Annotated in this window: 21 protein-coding genes; 13 read left to right on the forward strand and 8 right to left on the reverse strand. The window is 68.6% G+C overall.

The features are described 5' to 3' along the window. The first annotated feature begins 57 nt into the window (after positions 1–57). Positions 58–999 (forward strand): sigma-70 family RNA polymerase sigma factor, encoded by a 942-nt coding sequence (locus ACTWPT_RS01610; RefSeq protein ID WP_443175395.1) that lies wholly within the window; start codon positions 58–60, stop codon positions 997–999. Positions 1,000–1,241: 242 nt separating this feature from the next. On the opposite strand, the gene ACTWPT_RS01615 is transcribed toward ACTWPT_RS01610, so the two are convergent. Continuing rightward, positions 1,242–1,811, reverse strand: a complete 570-nt coding sequence (locus ACTWPT_RS01615; RefSeq protein ID WP_443175396.1) for a TetR/AcrR family transcriptional regulator — start codon at positions 1,809–1,811, stop codon at positions 1,242–1,244. Between the two features lie 78 nt (positions 1,812–1,889). On the opposite strand from ACTWPT_RS01615, the gene ACTWPT_RS01620 reads away from it, so the two are divergent. Both ACTWPT_RS01620 and ACTWPT_RS01625 read left to right on the forward strand, forming a co-directional pair. Further along, on the forward strand, positions 1,890–2,699 hold the full coding sequence (locus tag ACTWPT_RS01620) for an alpha/beta fold hydrolase (RefSeq protein WP_443175397.1): 810 nt from the start codon (positions 1,890–1,892) through the stop codon (positions 2,697–2,699). A gap of 10 nt (positions 2,700–2,709) precedes the next feature. Beyond that, positions 2,710–3,468 carry an MOSC domain-containing protein gene (locus tag ACTWPT_RS01625; protein ID WP_443175398.1) on the forward strand — a complete coding sequence of 253 codons (759 nt, stop codon included), beginning with the start codon at positions 2,710–2,712 and terminating at the stop codon, positions 3,466–3,468. Position 3,469: 1 nt separating this feature from the next. Here ACTWPT_RS01625 and ACTWPT_RS01630 read toward each other — a convergent pair whose 3' ends face one another. Beyond that, positions 3,470–4,396, reverse strand: a complete 927-nt coding sequence (locus tag ACTWPT_RS01630; protein ID WP_443175399.1) for an ABC transporter substrate-binding protein — start codon at positions 4,394–4,396, stop codon at positions 3,470–3,472. Positions 4,397–4,602: 206 nt separating this feature from the next. On the opposite strand from ACTWPT_RS01630, the gene ACTWPT_RS01635 reads away from it, so the two are divergent. From ACTWPT_RS01635 to ACTWPT_RS01665, 7 genes are all read left to right on the forward strand, one after another. Next, positions 4,603–5,955 (forward strand): ammonium transporter, encoded by a 1,353-nt coding sequence (locus ACTWPT_RS01635; RefSeq protein WP_443175400.1) that lies wholly within the window; start codon positions 4,603–4,605, stop codon positions 5,953–5,955. Beyond that, positions 5,952–6,290 carry a P-II family nitrogen regulator gene (locus tag ACTWPT_RS01640; protein WP_043616024.1) on the forward strand — a complete coding sequence of 113 codons (339 nt, stop codon included), beginning with the start codon at positions 5,952–5,954 and terminating at the stop codon, positions 6,288–6,290. The genes ACTWPT_RS01635 and ACTWPT_RS01640 overlap by 4 nt, the downstream gene beginning before the upstream one ends. 187 nt (positions 6,291–6,477) lie before the next feature. Then, positions 6,478–8,703 (forward strand): [protein-PII] uridylyltransferase, encoded by a 2,226-nt coding sequence (locus ACTWPT_RS01645; protein WP_443175401.1) that lies wholly within the window; start codon positions 6,478–6,480, stop codon positions 8,701–8,703. A 132-nt stretch (positions 8,704–8,835) separates the two neighbouring features. Further along, on the forward strand, positions 8,836–11,670 hold the full coding sequence (locus ACTWPT_RS01650; protein ID WP_443175402.1) for a nitrate- and nitrite sensing domain-containing protein: 2,835 nt from the start codon (positions 8,836–8,838) through the stop codon (positions 11,668–11,670). 21 nt (positions 11,671–11,691) lie between these two features. Beyond that, complete coding sequence (locus tag ACTWPT_RS01655) at positions 11,692–12,114, forward strand: roadblock/LC7 domain-containing protein (RefSeq protein WP_443175403.1); 423 nt, start codon at positions 11,692–11,694, stop codon at positions 12,112–12,114. A 26-nt stretch (positions 12,115–12,140) separates the two neighbouring features. Beyond that, the gene (locus ACTWPT_RS01660; RefSeq protein WP_443175404.1) at positions 12,141–12,503 is read left to right on the forward strand and encodes a DUF742 domain-containing protein; all 363 of its coding nucleotides are present in this window, start codon (positions 12,141–12,143) and stop codon (positions 12,501–12,503) included. Continuing rightward, positions 12,484–13,062, forward strand: a complete 579-nt coding sequence (locus tag ACTWPT_RS01665) for a GTP-binding protein (RefSeq protein WP_138665683.1) — start codon at positions 12,484–12,486, stop codon at positions 13,060–13,062. Before ACTWPT_RS01660 ends, ACTWPT_RS01665 begins: the two co-directional genes overlap by 20 nt. A gap of 132 nt (positions 13,063–13,194) precedes the next feature. Here ACTWPT_RS01665 and ACTWPT_RS01670 read toward each other — a convergent pair whose 3' ends face one another. Together ACTWPT_RS01670 and ACTWPT_RS01675 are read right to left on the reverse strand one after the other, a co-directional pair. Next, on the reverse strand, positions 13,195–14,004 hold the full coding sequence (locus ACTWPT_RS01670) for an ABC transporter permease (protein WP_443175405.1): 810 nt from the start codon (positions 14,002–14,004) through the stop codon (positions 13,195–13,197). Further along, positions 14,001–14,933, reverse strand: a complete 933-nt coding sequence (locus ACTWPT_RS01675; protein WP_443175406.1) for an ATP-binding cassette domain-containing protein — start codon at positions 14,931–14,933, stop codon at positions 14,001–14,003. Before ACTWPT_RS01675 ends, ACTWPT_RS01670 begins: the two co-directional genes overlap by 4 nt. A 75-nt stretch (positions 14,934–15,008) precedes the next feature. Between ACTWPT_RS01675 and ACTWPT_RS01680 the strand changes: the two genes are divergently transcribed. The 3 genes from ACTWPT_RS01680 to ACTWPT_RS01690 all read left to right on the forward strand — a co-directional run bounded on the left by ACTWPT_RS01680 (position 15,009) and on the right by ACTWPT_RS01690 (position 16,591). Continuing rightward, positions 15,009–15,791, forward strand: coding sequence for a TetR/AcrR family transcriptional regulator (locus ACTWPT_RS01680; protein WP_443175407.1), 783 nt, complete (start codon positions 15,009–15,011; stop codon positions 15,789–15,791). A 138-nt stretch (positions 15,792–15,929) separates the two neighbouring features. After that, positions 15,930–16,292 (forward strand): type II toxin-antitoxin system RelE/ParE family toxin, encoded by a 363-nt coding sequence (locus ACTWPT_RS01685; RefSeq protein ID WP_443175408.1) that lies wholly within the window; start codon positions 15,930–15,932, stop codon positions 16,290–16,292. Continuing rightward, positions 16,289–16,591, forward strand: a complete 303-nt coding sequence (locus ACTWPT_RS01690; protein WP_443175409.1) for a helix-turn-helix domain-containing protein — start codon at positions 16,289–16,291, stop codon at positions 16,589–16,591. The genes ACTWPT_RS01685 and ACTWPT_RS01690 overlap by 4 nt, the downstream gene beginning before the upstream one ends. Positions 16,592–16,802: 211 nt before the next feature. Here ACTWPT_RS01690 and ACTWPT_RS01695 read toward each other — a convergent pair whose 3' ends face one another. From ACTWPT_RS01695 to ACTWPT_RS01710, 4 genes are all read right to left on the reverse strand, one after another. After that, entirely contained in the window at positions 16,803–17,738 is a 936-nt protein-coding gene (locus tag ACTWPT_RS01695) for an ABC transporter substrate-binding protein (RefSeq protein WP_443175410.1), read from the reverse strand. Between the two features lie 91 nt (positions 17,739–17,829). Further along, positions 17,830–18,798 carry an ABC transporter substrate-binding protein gene (locus ACTWPT_RS01700; protein WP_443175411.1) on the reverse strand — a complete coding sequence of 323 codons (969 nt, stop codon included), beginning with the start codon at positions 18,796–18,798 and terminating at the stop codon, positions 17,830–17,832. After that, positions 18,795–20,711 (reverse strand): ABC transporter permease, encoded by a 1,917-nt coding sequence (locus ACTWPT_RS01705; RefSeq protein WP_443175412.1) that lies wholly within the window; start codon positions 20,709–20,711, stop codon positions 18,795–18,797. The genes ACTWPT_RS01700 and ACTWPT_RS01705 overlap by 4 nt, the downstream gene beginning before the upstream one ends. Further along, the gene (locus tag ACTWPT_RS01710) at positions 20,708–21,793 is read right to left on the reverse strand and encodes a quaternary amine ABC transporter ATP-binding protein (protein ID WP_443175413.1); all 1,086 of its coding nucleotides are present in this window, start codon (positions 21,791–21,793) and stop codon (positions 20,708–20,710) included. The genes ACTWPT_RS01705 and ACTWPT_RS01710 overlap by 4 nt, the downstream gene beginning before the upstream one ends. Positions 21,794–21,856 lie beyond the last annotated feature (63 nt).

Here is a 21,856-nt window from a genome sequence, read left to right on the forward strand (position 1 = left end):
CATCTGGCCGGACGTTGGCCGGATATAGAACGCAGCTGCGGAACGAGGTGCCTGGGGATGGCAAGGCCTACGGGGAGTCGCACGCAGGAGCAGCACGTCGCGGATCGAGATCTGCTGGGGACATACCTGGCAGAGATCGGCCGGGTCCCGCTGCTCACAGCGGAGGAAGAGGTGGAGCTCGCCAAGCGGATCGAAGCGGGACTCTTCGCCGAGCAGTTGCTCGACAGCGGGGGCTCGGAGCCGCGCATCGGGGATGCGGCCGACGAGGAGCTGGAGCGCCTGGCCATCTCGGGTCAGCGGGCGAAGGACGAGTTCATCCAGGCCAACCTGCGACTGGTGGTGGCGGTGGCCAGGAAATACTCCGGCCGGGGGATGCCGCTCATCGACTTGGTCCAGGAGGGGAATCTGGGCCTGGTGCGGGCGGTGGAGAAGTTCGACTACCGGCGGGGATACAAGTTCTCCACCTATGCGACGTGGTGGATCAGGCAGTCGGTGGGGCGGGCCATCCACGAGCAGGCGCGGCCGGTGCGGCTGCCGACGCACGCCGGGGAGCAGATGACCCGGCTGATGCGGGTACGCCGGGACATGCTGGCCGAGTTCGACGCGGAGCCGACCGACGACGACCTTGCCGAGATCCTCGAGCTGCCGATCGAGCGGGTGCGTGAGCTGCGGCGCTGGGCCTCCGATCCCGTCTCGCTCCAGCTGGGCGTGGGTGACGAGGACGAGACCGAGCTCGGCGACATGATCGCGGACGAGACGTGGGCCGATCCCGAGCAGCAGGCGATCGACATCCTGGAGCGGGAGCGGCTGGACCAGTGGCTGACCGGGCTCGAGCGGCCGACCAGCGAGATGTTGCGGTGGCGGTACGGGCTGGTGGACGGGCGTGAGCACACGCTGACGGAGGTGGGCGAACGGTACGGCATCGGCCGCGATCGGGCCCGCCGGATCGAACGCGACGCCTTGGCCCGCCTCCGCAAGATGGCCACGGCCGCCGCCTGACCCACCCGTCCTCCCCAAGCCGCCGGCTCCGCTCTCGGATCCGGCGGCTTCGGCTTTCCACAGGGGGTCGGGCGTCGCGCTGTGCCGACGTGGCCCCATGCCTGAGACGTCGCCCCCAGCATGTCGGCCCCCAGCATGTCGGCCCTGCAGCACGGTGCTCAGCCACCGGCGCAGGAGGCGCTGGAGTGTGCCGTTGCGGCGTCGCGGCCGGCGTGGACGCGGCGGGGCGACGGCGGGGGAAGTCAGGCGGAGTGGAGGAGGCGGCGGAGGAAGTCCTCGACAGCCGCCTCGGCCGCGGCGCGGTCGCCGCCCCTCGCCACCAGCAGCACACTCTCGTTGATGGCCGCCAGCAACATGTGAGCGTGCAGGTCCAGAAAATCCGCCGGGACCGCTTTCGTGGCCTTCAAGGCCGACTTCAGCATGCCGAACGAGTAACGCTCCTCCATGGCTCGCCACCGCTCCCACCCCAGCACGGCAGGTGCGTCCACGAGGACGATCTGCTTGATGACCGGGTCCCCGGCGAGCCTGATCCAGGCCAGGACCCCGGCCTTCAGTGACTCGCCCGGGTCGGTGATGCCGCGCACCGCCTCAATGATCTTGACCCCGATGGCCGACTCCGTGGCCTCGAGCACCGCCTCGAACAAGGCCTCCTTGCCCGCGTAATGGTGGTAGAGCGCCCCCCTGCTCAGCCCGGTCTCCTGCAGGACCGCCTCGATCGAGGTGTCGTCGTAGCCCCGCTCGGCGAACAGCCGCGTGGCGATCGCCAGGACCCTGTCGCGGGTTGCCGCGCCGCGTTCCGCCTTGAGGTTCATGGACTCACTGTAGACAAACCGACCGGCAGTCGGTAATTTCATAGACCGACAGTCGGTCTGTAATCGGTGGGAGGACCCGTGGACGGCATCAACTATGTGGACGTGGGCGAAGGGCCGGCGACGGCGCTGTTCGTGCATGGAGTCGGCACCAGCTCGTACCTGTGGCGCAACGTCATCGCGGAGCTCCAGAACGAGCGCCGCTGCGTCGCCATCGACCTGCCGCTGCACGGCGGCAGCGCGCCGCGCGACGACCTGTCGATCCCCGCGCTCGCCGAGGCCGTGGAGGAGCTGTGCGAAGAGCTCGGCCTCACCGAGGTGGATCTCGTCGCCAACGACACGGGCGGCGCCGTCGCCCAGGTCTTCGCGGTACGGCACAGGGAACGGCTCAGAACGCTCACCCTCACCAACTGCGACGTGCACACCAACACCCCTCCGGAGGCGTTCAAGCCCACCATCGAGCTGGCGGCCAGGGGCGAGCTGGCCGAGCTCACCGCCGCCGTGCTCGACCAGCCGGAGCTGCTGGCCAAGACCGCCTTCGGCGACGGCTACGAGCGGATCGACGACCCGGCGGCGCTGGTGGACGCGTACCTGCGGCCGATCTTCGCCAAGCCCGGCGGCGGCCGGGCCTTCGAACGCCTGCTGGCCTCCATCGACGCCGAGCACCTGATCGCCATCGAGCCGCAGCTCACCGTACTGACCGTGCCGACGCTCGTGGTGTGGGGGACCGGGGACGTGTTCTTCGACGTGAGCTGGGCCCGATGGCTGCGCGACACGATCCCCGGCGTCAGGGAGATCGTCGAGATCGAGGGCGGGCGGCTGTTCTTCCCCGACGAACGGGCCGCGGAGCTGGTGCCGCATTTGCGGCGCTTCTGGGCACAGGAGTCCTAGGCTGCATGGCGTGCATGTCGAAACGCTGCGTCGGTATCCGGTCAAGTCGATGCTGGGTGAGGAGGTCGCCGAGAGCAACGTGACCGAGCGTGGGCTGGCCGGCGATCGGGCGCGGGCGGTGCTCGACGTCGCGACCGGGAAGATCGCCAGCGCGAAGAACCCGCGGCTCTGGCGGGATCTGCTGACGATCGAGGGGGCGCGTGTTCCGGGTGACGCCGAGTTGTCCAGGCTGCTCGGGCGCGAGGTGCGGCTGATCGACGTGCCGCCGGAAGGCGCGGAGTTCGAGCGTTCCGTTCCCGAGCGGGTGCTGGCCGAGGGGATCGAGGCGGAGGTGCCCCACACCGTCGGCACGCTCGGGGCCGCCTCGCCCGGCGGCACGTTCTTCGACTTCGCGCCGGTGCACCTGATCTCGACCTCCGCCGTGGAGCGGATCGGCGCGCATAGCCCGCGCGGGCACGTCGAGGCCCTCCGCTACCGGCCCAACCTCGTCGTCGCGACGGCCCACCCCGGCTTCCCCGAGAACGACTGGGTGGGCAGGGAGCTGCACGTCGGCGACGTGGCGCTGGAGGTCATCGTGGCGAGCCCGCGCTGCGCCGTGCCGACGCTCGCGCACGGGCCGCTCGGGCGGGACGTGGAGGCGCTGCGCACCGTGGCCAGGCACAACCGGGTGCAGGTGTTCGACATGGGGCCGCAGCCGTGCGCGGGGGTGTACGCGCGCGTGCTGCGGCCCGGCCGGATCAGGAAGGGCGATCCGGTACGCCTCGCCTGACTCAGGCCAGCGGCGTCAGGTACTTGTCCAGGTCGTCGATGATCTTGCCGGCGGCCGTGACGCCGATGCCGAGCATCCAGATCTCGTCGTCCACGTTGTGGGCGTTGCCCGACTTGACCGCCTTCAGGTTCTTCCACAGCGGCCCGCCGGTCACTGTGGCCTGCGACTTGGCGGCGGCCTCGCCGTACGCGCTGTAGAAGATCGCATCGGCGTCGGCCTTGGTGATGTTCTCCTGGCTCAGCTTGCCGAAGCGCTTGTCCTGCTGGTCGGCGAGCTGCTGCGCTGCGGGCCTGGGGATGCCTGCGTCGCCCACCACGATGCCGCTGAACGACTCGGGGCCGTACATCCGGATTTCGGTCGGCATGAACCGCACGATGCCGACCTCCAGCTTCGAGAACTTCGCGCCGACCTCCTTGGCCCGTGTCTCGTAGGCGGACAGCAGCTGCGTGGCCTGGTCCTTCTTGCCCAGTGCCTCGGCGTCGAGCAGGAAGTTCTCCTTCCAGGTGACGCCGACCTTCTCGGTGAACACGGTGGGCGCGATCTTGCTGAGCTTGTCGTAGAAAGCCTCCTGCCGGAACTTGGAGCCGAGGATGAGGTCAGGCTTGAGCGCCATGATGGCCTCGATGTTCGGGGCCTGGAGGGTGCCCACCGCCTTGGTGGCGGACAGGGCCGAGCCCAGGTAAGCCGGCCACTTCTGGTTCTCCTGGGCCTGTGCCGCGCCCACGGGCGCCAGGCCGAGTGTGACCATCGTGTCGAGCTTGTCCGTGTCGAGCACCACGACCCGCTGCGGGGTCATCGGCACCTTCGTCTCTCCCATGGCGTGCTTGACGGTCCGGGTGGGGCCCGTCTCCTGGGAGGTGGTTGAAGTGCCGCATGCGGCGAGGGCGAGGAGGGGGAGCATGGCGGTGACGGCCAGGCGGAGACGCATGGGGATTCCTTGATCGCTAAAGTTAGGCAACCCTAAGTATCGCATGCTTGAAATCGCAATGCCGGAATGGGGCCTGTGAGGCGTCCGAAACGAACCTGAAACACCCGTGCGGCGAGATTCACGAATGTGAAACAAGCCTGGTCGCGCCACGAAACTCCGGGAGAACACGCTGTGGCAACACGTCACACGTAAGGAGGGTCGCTTCGATGATCGACAGCGGCACTACCGCCTGGATGCTGGTATGCACCGCCCTGGTGCTGCTGATGACTCCGGGCCTCGCGTTCTTCTACGGGGGCATGACCAGGGCCAAGAGCGTCCTGAACATGATGATGATGTCGTTCGTGAGCATCATCGTCGTCACCGTCGCCTGGGTGCTCTACGGCTACTCCCTCGCGTTCGACGCCGTCGGCGATGGCTCGGGCGTCGTCAACAAGATCGTCGGAGGGTTGGACTACGTCGGCTTGAGCGGGGTCTTCAACGCCGTTTACGAGGGTCTCGTCCTCGAGGGCGGCAATGTCACCGCCGAAGCCGCGGCGGCCGACAACTTCCCCCTCATGGTGTTCTCCGCCTTCCAGCTGACCTTCGCCATCATCACTGTGGCACTGATCAGCGGTGCGATCGCCGATCGGGCGAAGTTCGGCGCCTGGGTCGTGTTCTCCTTGCTGTGGGCCACCGTGGTCTACTTCCCCGTCGCTCACTGGGTCTGGGGCGGCGGCTGGCTCGGCCAGCTCGGCATCGAGGACTTCGCCGGCGGTACGGTCGTCCACATCAACGCCGGTGCCGCGGCGCTCGCGCTCGCGCTCGTCCTGGGCAAGCGCAAGGGCTGGCAGAAGGAGCCCATGCGGCCGCACAACCTCACGCTGGTGCTGCTCGGCACCGGACTGCTGTGGTTCGGCTGGTTCGGCTTCAACGCCGGCTCCGAGCTGGCTCCCGACCAGACCGCCGGTCTGGCCTTCATGAACACCCAGGTCGCCACGGCCGTCGCCGCCGGCGCCTGGATGCTGGTGGAGAAGCTGCGCGACGGCCACGCGACCACGCTCGGCGTCGCCTCCGGCGCGGTGGCCGGTCTGGTCGCCATCACCCCGGCCTGTGGTTTCGTCGACCCGTGGGCGGCCGTGGTCATCGGCCTGCTCGCCGGTGTGGGCTGCGCCTACGCCGTGGGCCTGAAGTACAAGCTGGGCTTCGACGACTCCCTCGACGTGGTCGGCGTGCACCTGGTCGGCGGTGTGATCGGCGCCGTCTCGCTGGGCTTCGTCGCGGCCTACCCGTTCCTGCCCGGCCAGAACAAGGGCATCCTGATCGAGGGCGGCCAGATCAGCCAGCTCGGCCTCCAGGTGCTCGGCCCGGTCGCCGTCGGCGTCTACTCCTTCGTGATCTCCTGGATCCTCGGTAAGATCATCGACAAGACGATGGGCTTCCGGATCCCCGAAGATGCCGAGGTCACCGGCGTCGACATCACCACCCACGCCGAGACCGGCTACGACATCGGCACCTTCCACGCCTCTGGCGTGACGTCCTCCAACGGCCCCGCCCCCGCTCCTAAGAAGGTGGACGCATGAGGCTCATCACGGCGATCATCAAGCCCTTCAAGCTGGATGACGTGAAGGCCGCGCTGGAACAGTTCGGCATCAAGGGAATGACGGTTAGCGAAGCGAGCGGCTACGGCCGGCAGCGCGGCCACACCGAGGTCTACCGCGGCGCCGAGTACCAGGTCGACCTGGTGCCGAAGGTCCGGCTCGAGGTCCTCGCCGAAGAGGATGACGCCGAAGACGTGATCGACGTCATCGTCAAGGCCGCGCACACCGGCAAGATCGGTGACGGCAAGGTCTGGTCCGTGCCCGTGGACACCGTCATCCGAGTGCGCACGGGAGAGAGGGGCCCGGAGGCCCTGTGACCTGTGATGGATCCGCAGCGAAGCGAGGACGTCCATCACAGGACCGTCCTCGCGGAGCGAGGCCATTAACACAGCAGCGACGCTCTGACAACGGGGTCCGGGCGGAGCACGGCAGGGTTTCCACGATGGATCCGCGGCGCTGCCCGGACAACGGCGTCCGGGCGGAGCTCGGCAAGGGGGCACAGGAGTGAGGGGAGAGGCCCGTTCGTACGCGGCGGCCCGCAAGGAGCGCACCGCGGACACCGACCGCTGGCTCAAGGATCTCTTCCGCACGGCGAGCGACGGCGACCACGTCTCATTGGTCGCCGTCGGCAGCCTGGGAAGGGGAGAACTGGCCCCTGGCAGCGACCTCGACCTGGTCCTGCTGCACAACGGGCGGCCGGACGTCGCCAGGATCGCCGACCGGATCTGGTATCCGGTCTGGGACTCGGCGGTCAACCTCGACCACTCCGTGCGCACGGTCGAAGAGGCCGTGGCCGTCGCCAGGAAGGATCTGAAGGCCGTGCTCGGCCTCATCCAGGCCAGGCACGTGGCCGGCGACCCCGAGCTGACCAGGAAGGCCAGGGAGGCGGTGCTCGCCGAGTGGCGGGCCGACTCCCGGCGCAGGCTGGGTGAGCTGCGTGACGCGGCCGACCAGCGGTCCCAGGTCAGCGGCGAGCTCGCTTTTCTCCTCGAACCCGATCTCAAGGACGGCCACGGGGGGCTCCGCGACGTCCAGGCCATGCAGGCCGTGGCGGCGGCCTGGGTCGCCTCCGCGCCGGGTCCCCGGGCGCGGGAGGCGTACGAGTTCATCCTCGACGTGCGGCATGCGCTGCACGTCGTCACCGGCCGCGGCACCGACCGGCTGGTCCTGCAGGAGCAGGACGCCGTGGCGGGGCTGCTCGGCCTGCTCGACGCCGAGGCACTCATGCGCAGGCTCGCCGAGGCGGGCCGCACGATCTCTCATGCTTTCGACGGCACCTGGCGCACCGTTGACAGACTTCTGTCAGGCCCCGCTCCCCGAGGCCGCCGGCCGCTGGCGGACGGTGTGGTCGAGCACGGCGGCGAAGTGGTGCTCGCCCGAGGGATCAACCCTCGCAAGGACCCTGTCCTGGTGCTGCGCGCCGCGGCGGCCGCGGCCGACTCCGGGTTGCCGCTCGCGCCCGCGACGGTGTCCGTTCTCGCAGCTCAGTCGCCTCCCATGCCGGTGCCGTGGCCCGACGAGGCCCGTGACGCGCTGGTGTCGATCCTCGGTGCGGGCCGCGCCGCCGTGCCCGTGTGGGAGGAGCTCGATCAGGCGGGCATTCTTGTCAAGCTGCTTCCTGACTGGGAACGGGTGCGCCACCGCCCGCAGCGCAACCCGATCCATCGCTTCACCGTCGACCGGCACCTGATCGAGGCCGCCGCGAACGCGGCCAGCCACACCCGCGACGTCTCCCGCCCCGACCTGCTGCTGATCGCCGCGCTGCTGCACGACGTCGGCAAGGGCTGGCCCGGCGACCACTCGGCGACCGGCGAGGTCGTGGTACGCGACATCGCCACCCGCATCGGCCTGCCCGCGCACGACGTGGACACCCTGGCCACCGTCGTACGCCACCACCTGCTGCTGCCCGAGACCGCCACCCGCAGGGATCTCGACGACCCCGTCACGATCGAGAAGGTCGCCGGCACCGTCGGCTCACGGGAAGTGCTCGACCTGCTGGCCGCGCTGGCCGTCGCCGACGGCCACGCGACCGGTCCCGCCGCCTGGAACAGCTGGAAGGCCGGGCTGGTCGCCGATCTCGTGCGCCGCGTCAGGTCCGTGCTGGCCGGCTCGCCGCCGCCCAAGCCGCCCACCCTGTCGCCCGAGCAGACCTCGCTGGCCAGGCACGGCGGCGGCGCCGTGCGGGTCAACGGGGGTGTCGTCACGGTCGTCGCCCCCGACCGGGTGGGACTGCTCTGGAGCGCCGCCGGTGTCCTGTCCGCGCACCGGCTCATCGTGCGCTCCGCCTCAAGCGCCTCAGCGGGCTCCACTGCTGTGATCGAGTTCTCCGTCATCCCCGAGTACGGCACCCCGCCGGACCCCGCTACTCTGGAGTCCGATCTTCGTCTCGTCCTTGCTGGCCGTCTTGACATCGAGCAGCGGCTGGCCCGCCGTTCCCGTGCTGTGCGGCCGCCCCGCGTACCCGTGGCCCCACCTCGGGTGACACTGGTCGAAGACGCCTCCGCGACGGCCACCGTCGTGGAAGTCAGGGCCCATGACAGGCCGGGACTACTGTGGCGCATAGGACGGGCGTTCGGGGAGTGCGGTCTTGACGTGAGAGCCGCTCGCGTAGAGACTCTCGGCGCGGAGGCGGTTGACGTCTTCTATGTTGTCGATCGCGCCGGTCGCCCCCTCAGCGACGACGCGCAGAGGGCACAAGTCCGCGATCAAGTGCTTGCCGCACTGCGATAACCAACAGCACACGACTGCCGGTCACATATGTAACGATTGTGTCGGAATTGCCGGTTAAGTCGGTTGCTCGGATACCTTGTGGACGGCTTAGGGCCCGTTGCCAACGGGACGATTTGAGGGGTAGCGGAAGCAGTGACGACGGGGAACTCCGACAGCGGCATCGCCGCGAAGCGGGACCGCGGGAAGCGGTCGCTGCCACGCCTTGGCTTGCGCAACTGGCGCGTGCGCTGGCGTCTCACCGCGCTCATCCTGGTTCCCACCATCGCCGCCGTCGTGCTGGGCGGTGCGCGCGTGGTGGGCTCGGTCCAGAGCATCGCCGACTACGACCGCACGGCCAGCTCCGCCGAGCAGGCAGGCCGCATCCGCGACCTGGTCCAGGCGATCGGTCTGGAGCGTGACACTGGCGGGTGGATCGGCGCCAGCCGCGCGATGCGCAAAACGCTCGCCGAGCCGCTCGCCGAGCGCAAGGCGGCAGTCGACAAGCTGGTCGCGACCGTCCGCGGCGACATCGACACGATCGACGACTCCTACGGCTCGCGCGTGGTCAAGGCCGCCGAGCAGGCGCGAGGCGACCTGAGCCGGCTGGCGCGGATCAGGGCCGAGGGCCAGACCCGCACCATCCAGTACGACTTCCTCACCGACAGCCTGCTCAACCTGCACGACGAGCTGAGCCTCATGTCCGAGGACTCCCAGATCATCGGTCAGTTCCGCGCGTTGAGCGCGCTCGCGCGGGCGAAGGAGGAGATCTCCCGGCAGCGGGTTCTGCTGCTCCAGGCCTCCTACAACCCCAACTCCGTGGACTCCAAGACCGTCGAGCAGTTCATCGCCTCCAACGCTCGCCAGCTGGACGACATCGCCACTGTCGGCACCGAGGCCGGCGTCGAGGCCGGCCTGGAACTGTCCAAGACGCTGACCGCCAAGCCGGAGTACGTCGGCGTCCAGCTGACCAAGTCCCGCGCGATCACGCTGGCCAGCGGTCGCGCGCCCGGCGTCCGCATCACGGACAACCTGATCTCCGCCAAGGCCAGCCGCCAGGAGTGGTTCGAGAGCAACGGCGTCGTCATCGACGTCTTCCACGACATCGAGCGGGGCCTGGCCGACAGGGTGAACCTGCGCAGCCAGGAACTGCGCGGGTCGGAGATCCGCAACGCGATCATCGCGGGTGTGCTGATCGTCGCGCTGCTGGTGCTGGTCCTGCTGCTCACCGTGGCCATCGCCCGGTCCATGGTCACCCCGCTGCGCAGGCTGCGTACTGAGGCTCTGGAGATCGCCGGCTTCCGCCTGCCCGACGTGGTCCGCCAGCTGCGGGTCAACGGCGATGCGGCGGTCACCGACATACGGCCGATCGAGATCGAGGGCAACGACGAGATCGGTGAAGTGGCGCGCGCCTTCGACCAGGTGCACCGGCAGGCCGTGCGCCTGGCGGGCGAGGAGGCCGAGCTCCGCGGCAACATCAGCTCGATGTTCGTCAACCTCTCGCGCCGCACCCAGACGCTGGTCGAGCGGCAGATCTCGCTGATCGACGGCCTGGAGAAGGGCGAGCAGGAGGGCGCCAGGCTGGCCGACCTGTTCAAGCTCGACCACCTGGCCACCCGCATGCGCCGCAACTCCGAGAACCTCCTGGTCCTCGCCGGCCACGAGGCCACCCGCCGGCGCAGCCAGCCGGCCAAGCTGGTCGACGTCGTCCGCGCCGCGCTCTCGGAGGTCGAGGGCTACGAGCGGGTCCAGGTCCGGGTCCACCGCACCACGTCGGTGCTCGGCAGCTGCGCGAACGACCTGGTCCACCTGGTCGCCGAGCTGGTCGAGAACGCCATCCAGTTCTCCCCGAACACATCCCAGGTCATGGTCACCAGCAGCCTCATCGAGGGCGGCGGCGCGCTGCTGTCGGTGAGCGACACCGGCATCAGCATGACCGAGGAGGAGCTGGCCGAGGCCAACCGCCGCCTGGCCGAGCCGCCGGTCGTTGACGTTTCAGTGTCGCGGCGCATGGGCCTGTTCGTGGTCGGCCGCCTGGCGCTGCGCCATGGCATCAGGGTGCAGCTCAGGAAGGGCGAGGGCGCCGGCCTGATCGCCATGGTGCTGCTCCCGCCCACGCTGATCGCCGACGGCACGCAGCAGCCGCTGCCGCAGCGCCCCGCGTTCGGCGGCGGGACCGTGCCCACCCCGGCCTTCGGTGCGAGCTCCGGCACGCCAGGACCGCAGACGCCGCAGAACGGCACGTTCCGGTCGTTCAGCGGCTTCGACTCCGTCGACCGCGGACCCGCCAGGCCCGGCTCGTACGACAGCACGGCCGGTGCGCCGAAGCCCGCATTCGGCTCGTTCGGCCCGGACCCCGGCCGTAGCGAGGTGTCCGGGTTCACCGCCGACACCGATGGGGGCTCCTACCGCAGGCAGGCGCCCTCGTTCGACTCCGGGTCCTACTCGTCGTACCCGAGCACGGGGTCGTACCCATCTGGCAATGGCGCGTTCCAGACGCCGCCGTCTTACGCCACGAACGACGTGCGCAGACCCGACCCGACGCCGTCGGTCGAGGTGTCGCCGATGGAGCCGGAGCAGGAGGAATTCCTGCCGATCTTCGCATCGGTGGAGTCCGCCTGGTTCCGCAGACCGCCCGGCGAGCAGCCGAAGCCGACGGGCGAGGGCGGGGCCACTCCCGCGCAACCCATACCCTCTGGGGAGGAAGCGTGGCGAACGGCCGCAGACGCCGGATGGCGGGCGGCGGCCGCAGCCAGCGAACCCAGTCTCGGCGGCACCACCGCCGCCGGGCTGCCGAAGCGCACCCCCAAGGCCAACCTGGTGCCGGGTACGGCGAGCCAGCCACCCGCGCCGGCCCAGCAGCCGCAGCAGCGGCAGGCGCCTGCGCAGCCGGTCTCAGCGGACCGGATTCGCAGCCGGATGGCCAGCTATCAGCAGGGTGTGCGCCGCGGCCGCCAGGAACTTCGTGGACAGGAGGACCAGAGTGAGTAAGCGTCCCGCCGGGGAGGATGCGTGACAACCCTTAGCCATGAGGCGCACAAGTTCGACTGGCTGATCACCGACTTCGTCCGTAACACGCCCGGAGTCGCGCATGCCGTCGTGGTCTCCGCGGACGGCCTCTGCCTGGCCGCCTCGGAGGGCTTCCCGCCGGATCGAGCCGACCAACTGGCCGCCGTTTCCGCCGGCCTGCTGAGCCTGACCGTGGGCGCGTCCAGGGTGTTCGAGGGCGGTGCGGTGACTCAGACCGTCGTCGAGATGCAGCGCGGCCTACTGCTGGTCACGGCGATCAGCGACGGCTCGGTGCTCACGGTGCTGGCGGGTCCTGATTGTGACATGGGGTTGGTGGCGTATCAGATGACGCTGCTGGTAGACAGAGCGGGACAAGCGCTGACACCGGCCTTGCGCGCCGAACTCCAGGCCGCCAGGGCGCGGTGATGTGATGGAACTGATGGGAGCGGGTCGTGTACGGCACTGACGGAATCGGGGAAGAAGAGCCCCTGTTCCGTCCTTACGCGGTGACAGGCGGCCGTTCCGAGCCGCGCTATCACCTCGCCATGGAGACGTTGATCTCCTCCATGTCGGTCGCGGACGAAGAGATGGTCCTGCTCACCCCCGAGCAGGAGGCCATCATGCACCTGTGCAGAACGTTCCGATCGGTCGCCGAGATCTCGGCCCTGCTCCGCGTCCCGCTGGGCGTGGCCAGGGTGCTTGTGGCGGACATGTCCGACGAAGGGCTTGTCCGCCTGCACCAGCCACGCCTCAGCCAGGGACAGCCAGACCTCAACATGCTCGAAAGGGTGCTCAGTGGACTACGCAGGCTCTAGCCCCGGGCTTACGTCGACGAAGATCGTCGTGGCCGGGGGGTTCGGCGTGGGCAAGACGACGTTCGTGGGTGCGGTGTCGGAGATCCTCCCGCTCACCACGGAAGCGGTCATGACCGACGCGTCCGCGGGCATCGACGACCTCGGGATGACCCCGAACAAGCAGACCACGACCGTGGCCATGGACTTCGGCAGGGTCTCGCTCGACCGCGATCTGATCCTTTACCTGTTCGGCACGCCTGGGCAGCACCGCTTCTGGTTCATGTGGGACGACCTGGTGCGGGGCGCGATCGGCGCGGTCGTGCTGACCGACACCCGCCGCTTGGCCGACAGTTTCCCCGCGATCGACTACTTCGAAGAGGCCAAGCTGCCCTTCGTGATCGGCATCAACGGGTGGGACGGCCAGTTCCTGCACTCCGACAACGAGGTCAGGGAGGCGCTCGCGCTCCCGCCGCACGTGCCGGTGGTGCGTACGGACGCTCGCGACCGCGAGTCGGTGAAGTCGACGCTGATCGCGCTGGTCGAGCACGTCGTCCGCCTGCGCGCGGCGCCCGTCCACTAGGCCCAGGGCGCCCTGGCCAGCGAGTTGAGCACCTGGGCGAGCCCGGACCCGATTGCCGTCAGCCGCTCCCTCTCGGGTAGAGCGGATGACCGTCCAGACGCTGCTCACGTACGAGCGGGCGCTGTCCGAGGACTAGCGATCGAGGCGCTGGTAGAGGCGAACGGACAGGACGAAGAACACGACGGTGATCGCCAGCGGCCACAACACCGCCATGAGGACCGAGTGCTGCGCCACCCACGAGACCCCGCCCCAGCCCGGGTTGCCGAACAGCTCCCTGGCCGCCGCCACCGTGGCCAACAGCGGATTCCACTCCGAGATCGTGCCCAGCCAGCGCGGCATGGTGTCCGGGGCGACGAAGGCGTTCGACAGGAATCCGATCGGGAACTCCAGCGTCTGAATCGCCACCACCGCACTCGGGTCCCTCGTCAGCAGCCCCAGGTACATCCCGGCCCACAGCAGCGAGAAACGCAGGAACAGCAGCAGGCCCATCGCGCCGAGCGCGCCCGGCAGCGTGGCCGGCCGCCAGCCGACCGCCAGCCCGCAGACCAGGAGGCCGGCCAGCACCAGCACCGAGTGCAGCAGGTCGGCGATGGCACGGCCGATGAGCACACCCGACGGCGCCATGGGCATCGAGCGGAATCGGTCCGTGACACCCTTGGAGGCGTCGGTGGCGACCGCGACCATGGTGGCGCTGAGGCCGAAGAGCATCGTCATGCCGTACATGCCCGGCATGAGGAACGCGAAGTAGTCCGCCCCTTCCGGCACCTTCACCGCGCCGCCGAACAGGTAGCCGAAAGCCAGTGTGATCATCACCGGGAAGAGCACCCCGAAGATCACCGTCATCGGCTGGTTGGCCCAGTGGATCAGGTCGCGCCGGGCGACCGTCCACCCGTCGGCCAGCGCCCACCACAGCCGATGTTCCTTCGTCGAGATCGTGCTCATTTCGCGCCGCCTCCCGTGAGGTCGAGGAAGACTTCGTCCAGAGTCGGCCTGCGCAGCGCGACGTCCTCGGCCTCGATCCCGGCCACCGACAGCGCCGCCAGCACCTCCGTCAGGGCTCTCACCCGATCGCCCACCGGCGCGGAGACGTGCCTGGTGTCGTGATCGACCTCTGCCGGGCCCGACGCCACCCGCCCGACGATTTCGGCGCCCTCCCCGACCCGCCCGGGGTCGTGGATCACCACGTCGAGCCGGTCGCCGCCGAGCTTGGACTTGAGCTCGTCGGGTGTGCCCTCGGCCACCACCCGGCCCGCGTCGATCACCGAGATCCGGTCCGCGAGCTGGTCGGCCTCCTCCAGGTATTGGGTGGTCAGCAGCACGGTGGTGCCGCCGGACACCAGGTCGCGGACCGCGCGCCAGATCTCTGCCCGGCTGCGTGGGTCGAGCCCCGTGGTCGGCTCGTCGAGGAAGAGTACGGGCGGGGCGAGGATCAGGCCGGCCGCGAGGTCGAGTCTGCGCCGCATGCCGCCCGAATACTCCTTGGCTGCCCCTTTGTGCTCCAGCCCGAAGCGTTCGAGCAGCTCGTCGGCCCTGACCCGGGCCGCCGCCCCGCCCAGGTGGTAGAGGCGGCCGAACAGCTCCAGGTTCTGCCGCCCGGTCAGGAGCTCGTCCACGGCCGTGTGCTGGCCGACGAGGCCGATGTTGCGGCGCACCCGGCGAGGCTGGGTCTCCACGTCGAACCCGGCCACCTCCGCGCGGCCGCCCGAAGGGCGCAGGAGCGTGGTGAGGATGCGGACGGCCGTGGTCTTGCCTGCGCCGTTGGGGCCGAGCAGGCCGCAGACCGTGCCACGGCCCACGTCCAGGTCGATGCCGTCGAGCGCCGCTTTGCTGCCGTACGTCTTGCGCAGCCCGTGCGCGAGCACTGCTGACATACCGCCTCCCTTCTCGTACGGCGTACCGTACGCCATACGAACCGAATCAGCAATCGTACGGTGTACCGTACGAGGGTGAGCGTCGAATCCTCGGGAAAGGGCGACCCGGCCCGCAGCCTTGCCCTGCTCTGGCGCAGCAGTGAGCGGACCAGCCGCAAGGGCAAGCCGGAGCTGAGTGTGGACCGCATCGTGCGCGCGGCCATCGAGGTCGCCGACGCTGAAGGGCTGCAGGCGCTGTCCATGCGCCGCGTGGCCGAGCGGCTGGGCGTGGGGACGATGTCGCTCTACACGTACGTGCCGGGCAAGCCGGAGTTGTTCGACGTCATGCTCGACACGGTCTACGGCGAGACCGCCAGGCCGGAGGACGTCCCCGGCGGCTGGCGGGGCAGGCTGGAGCAGATCGCCAGGGAGAACTGGGCACTCTACCTGCGTCATCCATGGCTGCTCCAGGTGGCGGCCAGCCGGCCGGTGCTCGGGCCGAACGTGACCGCCAAGTACGACTACGAGCTGCGCGCCGTGGACGGCATCGGCCTGACCGACGTGGAGATGGACTCGGTGATCACCTTGATTACCGGCTTCGTGCACGGCGCGGCACGGGGCGCGGTCGAGGCCGCGCAGGTCGAGAACCAGACGGGCATGAGCGACGAGCAGTGGTGGGCCGCGCACGCGCCCTTCTTCGCCCGGATCGCCTACGCCGACCGGTTCCCGACGGCCGCCAGGGTGGGCCAGGCGGCCGGTGAGGCACTCAACGCGGCCTACAGCCCGGAGCACGCCTTCGAGTTCGGCCTGCAGCGCGTGCTCGACGGCATCGAGGCCCTGGTGAACCAGCGGGCGAGGCCTACTTCGCCGGACCAGTGAGCGAGCCATGGGGTGCCGACCGAGCTGACCTCAGACCCTCCAGCGTTCCGAAGAGTAGTGTGTCGATCACTGCATGAGACTACTATAGATGTGTTCTTTATACGATAACTTTGTAGTGCACATCGTGGAGGCTGTGCAGTGTGGAAGCTGGAAATCGTCGAGCCTGTTCGCGAATGGCTGCGTACCTTGCGGAAGGACGATCCAGAGCTTTCCCGCGACATCGCCGAGGCGATCAGCGTGGTCCTGGAGATCGCTCCGGCGTTTCGTCGACCGCTCGTGGATAGTCTGGCAGGGGAGGCTGCCAAGTCCATCGGGCTGAAGGAACTACGGGCATGCGGCACGCTGCGCATTGCCTTTGTGGCACATGGCGGGACGGTGGTGCTTCTGTTGTCTCACGGTGACAAGCGCAACGTTGACAGCAAGAAGTTCTACAGCGAGTTGATCGACGTCGCGCTGGAGCGCTACCGGCAATGGCTCGCTGGCAAGGAGGAGGGCAAGTGAAGCACGACGACAGCGCCCTGGCTGAAATCTTCGACGCGCCCGGTGAAATGGAGGAGATTCGCCGCCGGGCGGCGCGTCGAGTCGCTGGGCTTCGCCTGGGAGAGATCCGCAGGCGGATGGGGCTGACGCAACAGGTGGTGGCGGACCGCATGGGCGTGAGTCAGAAGCGGGTGTCCGCCATCGAATCGGCGATGCTCTCCAACATCAAGGTGTCGACGCTGGCCGCCTACGCCGAGGCGCTGGGCGGGAACTTGGGTGTGTCCATTGACATTGATGATCTTCATCTAACCGTGGCCTGATTCATCGGGAATGTAGGTCAGGCCGGTCGCGGAGGTGATGCGGACGCCCATCGCCCTTGTGCCTTCGAACAGGAACCGTTCCACGAAAGCCGGAGTCCTGACTTCGAGGTTGCGGCCGTAGCGCACCGGATGGAGGGAGGCGCGGGCGGCGATGAGCCGGTTGGCCGGCGCGTACCCGTGCTTCCGCCGCCCACGATGACGTAGTCGAACCTCAGCGGGGGATCCAGTCCTTCCACACGATCTTGTTCTCCGCCACCCACTGGGCGGCGGCCTCCTCGGCGGTCATCTTCTCATTGATCATGTCGCCGGCGACCGCGTTCTGGTCGTCGTTGGTCCAGCTGAAGTTGCGGACCAGCTCGTACGCCTTGCCGCCGTTCTCCGCGAACCGCTTGCTGACGATCTTGTCGATCAGGTACGGCGGGTAGTCGCAGGCCACCTTCCGCGGGTCCGCGTCACAACCCACGGCGTACGGGGGGAGCGCGATCTTTACGAGTTTGACCTTGCTGAACAGCCATTGCGGCTCGTAGAAATACATCAAAAGGGGTGTCCGGTTCCGGGTCGCGTTCTGCGCCGCCTTGATCAACGCGTCCTCGCTGCCGGAGTAGACGACCTTGTAATTCAGCTTGAGATTCTTGACGAGAGCCTCGTCATTGGTGACGAAGGTCGGATCACCGTCCAGGATTTGTCCGGCATTTCCGGTTTTTTCGGTCCGGAAGAGGTGTGCGTAGTTGTTGAGGTTCCGGTAGTCCGTAATGTCGGGATATTTCTTGACCATCCACTCGGGGACGTACCAGCCGATCACACCCCTGTTCCCGGTGAGGCCGGCCGACAGGGCCACCTTCTTCTCCTCGATGAACTCCTTCTTCAGGTCCGGGTGACCCCAGTTCTCGATGATCACATCGACCTTGCCGGATTCGAAATCCCGCCAGGATTGATCTTCCTTAACCGCCCGCTTGTTCACCTTGTAGCCCAGCTCGCGCTCCAGCAGGTAGGCCAGCACGGCGGCCTGGGCCTCGTACCCGACCCAGGCGTGGATGTCGAGGTTGACGGTCCCCTTGGACCCGGCGGCGGTTTCGGGCTCCTCGCCGGTGCAGGCGGTCAGGAGCAGGGCCGCGACCAGCGGCCCGACGAGCGTCTTCAAGCGCATGGGAGGTCTCCACGGCCGCGGCCCCCGGCCAAATGGGGGCCGCAGCGTGACATGGCGATCTCATGCCGACTTCTGAGATCGCACGAGGGGGTCACTTGGGGATCCAGGCCTGCCACTTGGCGGTGTTGGCCTCCACCCACTTCTTGGCGGCCTGCTCGCCGGTCATGCCGTTGTTGGTCATGTCGTCGGCGACGGCGTTCTGGTCCTCATTGGTCCAGCTGAAGTTCTTGACCAGGTCGTAGGCCTTGCCGCCGGTGTCGGCGAACTTCTTGCTCACGATCTTGTCGAGGTCCATCTCCGGGTAGTCGCAGGCGACCTTCTTGGGGTCGGCGTCGCAACCCTCGGTGTAGGCGGGCAGGTTGACCCGGACCAGGTCGGTCTTGCTGAACAGCCAGTGCGGGTCCCAGAAGTAGAACAGCAGCGGCTTCTGCTGTGCCTGCGCCTGCTGGGCGCCCTTGATCAGGGCCGCCTCGCTGCCGCCGACCACGACCTTGTAGTTCAGCTTGAGGTTCTTGATCAGGGCTTCCTCGTTGCTGACGTAGGACGGGTCGCCGAACAGCAACTGGCCCTTGTCACCGGACTCGGAGGTCTTGAACAGCTCGGCGTACTTGTTGAGGTTCTTGTGGTCAGTGATGTCCGGGTACTTTTCGGCCATCCACTTCGGGATGTACCAGCCGATGACGCCCTTGTTGCCGGTGGAACCCGCCTCGACCGCGACCTTCTTCTCCTCGATGAACTGCTTCTTCAGGTCCGGGTGGCCCCAGTTCTCGATGATGACGTCGACGTCGCCGGTCTCGAAGCCCTCCCAGGCCAGCTGCTCCTTGATCGCGGGCAGCTCGACGTTGTAGCCGAGCTCGTTCTTCAGCAGGTACGCGACCACGTTCGCGCTGGCCTCGTACCCGACCCACGGGTTGATCGCGATCTTGACGGTGCCCGCGGCGCTGCTGGCGCCGCCCTGCGGCGCGGCGGCGGTGGAGCTGGGAGAGGTCTCGACCTTGGCCCCGCCGCAGCCGGCGGCGAGTCCTAGTGCGAGGAGGCCTGCGAGCAGGCGTATCTTCATGTGAGCTTCCTCTTTCGGGGGGAAGGGCGTCTGTCTGCGCCCTGCGTGATGCGGTCGAGCATGACTCCGAGCAGCACCGTGGCGATGCCGGCCACGAAGCCGAGCCCGAAGTCGGTTCGCTGGGAGAAGCCGAGGACCACGTCATAGCCGAGCGCCCCCGCCCCCACCAGGCCGCCGACGACGACCATGGCCAGCGTCATCACGATGCCCTGGTTGGCGGCGAGCAGGATGGCCCGCCTGGCCATCGGCAGCTGGACCTTCCACAGCAGCTGGCCGGGCGTCGAGCCGGCCGAGGCCGCCGCCTCGACCACCGTGGCGGGCACGGCCTTGATGCCGTCCTCGACCAGGCGTACCACCGGCGGCACCGCGTAGATGATCGAGGCGAAGATCGCGGTGAACCTGGTGGTCTCGAACAACGCCAGCGCCGGCAGCAGGTACACGAAGGCTGGCATCGTCTGGGCGGCGTCCAGCAGGGGACGCTGCACGGCCGAATACCGCGGCGAGCGGGCCGCGGCCACCCCGAGCAGCAGGCCGATGACGAGGGTGACCAGCACCGCGACGGCGACCGTGGTCATCGTCTGCATGGCGTGCTCCCACATGCCGAGCAGCGCGATCGCCAGCAGGCAGCCGAGCGCGGTCAGCGCCGGGCGTACACCGCTGACCCGCCAGGCGACGACAAGCACCGCGAGGGCGACCAGCCACCAGGGGGCCGAGGTGAGCACCGACTCCAGCCGGTTGAGCAGGGCGTTGGTGACGAGGTCTTTGATGAACGTCGTGACGGGATACCAGCTCGTCTCGGCCCAGAGTACGGCGGCGTTCACCTCGGCGACGACGTTGATCGTCCAGCTCTCCGGCCACATGCGCGGCAGCACGGGGATGAGTGCGAGCCCCGCGACGCCCAGCACGCCGGCCGCGGCGAGATCGATCCTGCTGAGCTTGGCGTGCGGTCCCCGGCGGGAAACCGCCATCATCGTGCGGTCAAGCATTACAGCCATGATCACGATGGCCACGCCCGCTGGGAGCATGATGCCGACCTGCGCTCGCGACAGGCCCTGGATGATGTTCTCGCCCAGGCCCGGTGCGGCGATCAGGTTCGCGATGACCACCATCGACAGGGCCATCATGATCGTCTGGTTCACCGCCAGCGCCATCGTGGACCTGGCCAGCGGCAGGTGGACCTTGAACAACGTCTGTCGGCGGGTGGCGCCCAGCGACCCGGACGCCTCGACCGCGGTGGGGGAGACCTCCGAGATGGCCAGCGCGGTGATGCGGATGGCCGGAGGGATCGAGTAGATCATCGTCGCGATGGCCCCGGCCGGCGCGCCGATGTGGAAGAACAACGCCAGCGGCGCCAGGTACGCGAACGTCGGCATGATCTGCATGACGTCCAGCACCGGCGTGATCGCCCGTCGCCCCTGGTCCGACAGCCCGGCCCAGACGCCGATCGGGATCCCGATCGCCAGCGACAGCAGCACCGCCGCCGAGACCAGGGCCAGCGTGTCCACGCTCGACTCCCAAAGGCCGAGGAAGCCGAACGCGCTCACCCCCGCGACCGCGAGCAATGCGATGCGCCAGCCGCCGGCCAGCCAGGCCAGCGCGCCCATGACGCCGGTGACGCCAGGCCAGCCGAGGGCGTACAGGGTGGTGTGGAACAGGTCGTAGAGCCCGCCGACGAAGAGCCTGATGTAGTTGAGGAAGTACAGGAAGAGCGGGTTGTCGTTGCGGTGGTCGTCGATCCACTCGCGCAGTTCGGTGACGGCCAGGAACTGCGGCGCCTCCTTGTCGTGCGGCAGCGTCCCCGTGCCGCGGAAGACCAGGTACGCCGCCGCGAACAGCACGGCGGCCCCCGCCGGCGCCGCCCACCAGGGCAGTTTTACCCTCGAAGGCGCGCTGACAGCAGTGGTACTGCTCATGCGCCCGCCTTGACCGGGACGTCCTGCCCCGAGAGGAAGGTCAGCAGGTCCACGCGGTCCACGACGCCCACCAGCTCGCCGCCGTCCACCACCTTGATCGGACGGGACGAGGCGGAGGCCAGGCCGATCGCGTCCTTGATGACCGTGGTGGCCGGTACCTCCGGCCCGTCCAGCGGCTCACCGGGCTCCGGGTCGCGGCAGATCCAGCGCAGCGTCAGCACGTGGCTCCTGGGCACGTCGCGGATGAAGTCGGACACGTAGTCGTCGGCCGGCGCGCCCACCAGCTCCTCCGGAGTGCCGAGCTGCACGATCGAGCCGGCCCGCATGATCGCGATCCGCTCGCCCAGCTTGAGCGCCTCGGACAGGTCGTGGGTGATGAACACCATCGTCTTGCCGACCTCGCGGTGCAGGCGGATCACCTCGGCCTGCATGTCCCGCCTGATCAGCGGGTCGAGCGCGCTGAACGGCTCGTCGAACAACATCACCTGCGGGTCGACGGCCAGGGCCCTGGCCAGGCCGACGCGCTGCTGCATGCCGCCGGAGAGCTGGTCCGGGTAGGCGTCGGCGTATCCGTCGAGGCCGACGAGCGAGAGGATCTCCCCGGCCCGCGCGTGCCTGGCCGCCTTGGGCGTGCCTTGGATCTCCAGGCCGTACGCCACGTTGTCGATCACCTTGCGGTGCGGCAGCAGGCCGAAGTGCTGGAAGACCATGCTGACCTGATGGCGGCGGATCTCGCGGAGCCGGGCGGGGGAGGCGCGGCCGATGTCCTCGCCGCCGATCCTGATCTCGCCCGCGCTGGGCTCGATGAGCCGGGTGAGGCAGCGTACGAGGGTGGACTTGCCGCTGCCCGACAGGCCCATGACCACGAAGACCTCGCCGGGGCGCACCTCGAAGCTCACGTCCCTGACGGCGGCGGTGCAGCCGGTCTTCCCTCGTAGCGCGGCGGGTTCGAGATGCCGGTCCTCGCTGTCCAGCACCTTTTGCGCCCTGGACCCGAAGATCTTCCAAAGGCCCTCAACGGTGATTGTCGCGCTGTCGGGAGAATCCCCCACACTCGCCTCCTCGTTTGCCGGGCTCAACATATGTGGTGAATAACGTCAATCTCAACGCTGTGACCGTCCGGAGACCGGGGTGCTTCCTGCGTG

This window comes from Nonomuraea sp. 3N208 (assembly GCF_052245935.1).
In the GTDB taxonomy this organism is placed as follows: domain Bacteria; phylum Actinomycetota; class Actinomycetes; order Streptosporangiales; family Streptosporangiaceae; genus Nonomuraea.

Bases quoted from the DNA above. Each gene is read 5' to 3' on its own strand.
- ACTWPT_RS01710 (WP_443175413.1), bottom strand. From the start codon at position 21,793: ATGTTGAGCCCGGCAAACGAGGAGGCGAGTGTGGGGGATTCTCCCGAC.
- ACTWPT_RS01630 (WP_443175399.1), bottom strand. From the start codon at position 4,396: ATGCGTCTCCGCCTGGCCGTCACCGCCATGCTCCCCCTCCTCGCCCTC.
- ACTWPT_RS01615 (WP_443175396.1), bottom strand. From the start codon at position 1,811: ATGAACCTCAAGGCGGAACGCGGCGCGGCAACCCGCGACAGGGTCCTG.
- ACTWPT_RS01610 (WP_443175395.1), top strand. From the start codon at position 58: ATGGCAAGGCCTACGGGGAGTCGCACGCAGGAGCAGCACGTCGCGGAT.
- ACTWPT_RS01635 (WP_443175400.1), top strand. From the start codon at position 4,603: ATGATCGACAGCGGCACTACCGCCTGGATGCTGGTATGCACCGCCCTG.
- ACTWPT_RS01675 (WP_443175406.1), bottom strand. From the start codon at position 14,933: ATGTCAGCAGTGCTCGCGCACGGGCTGCGCAAGACGTACGGCAGCAAA.
- ACTWPT_RS01695 (WP_443175410.1), bottom strand. From the start codon at position 17,738: ATGCGCTTGAAGACGCTCGTCGGGCCGCTGGTCGCGGCCCTGCTCCTG.
- ACTWPT_RS01700 (WP_443175411.1), bottom strand. From the start codon at position 18,798: ATGAAGATACGCCTGCTCGCAGGCCTCCTCGCACTAGGACTCGCCGCC.
- ACTWPT_RS01670 (WP_443175405.1), bottom strand. From the start codon at position 14,004: ATGAGCACGATCTCGACGAAGGAACATCGGCTGTGGTGGGCGCTGGCC.
- ACTWPT_RS01640 (WP_043616024.1), top strand. From the start codon at position 5,952: ATGAGGCTCATCACGGCGATCATCAAGCCCTTCAAGCTGGATGACGTG.
- ACTWPT_RS01705 (WP_443175412.1), bottom strand. From the start codon at position 20,711: ATGAGCAGTACCACTGCTGTCAGCGCGCCTTCGAGGGTAAAACTGCCC.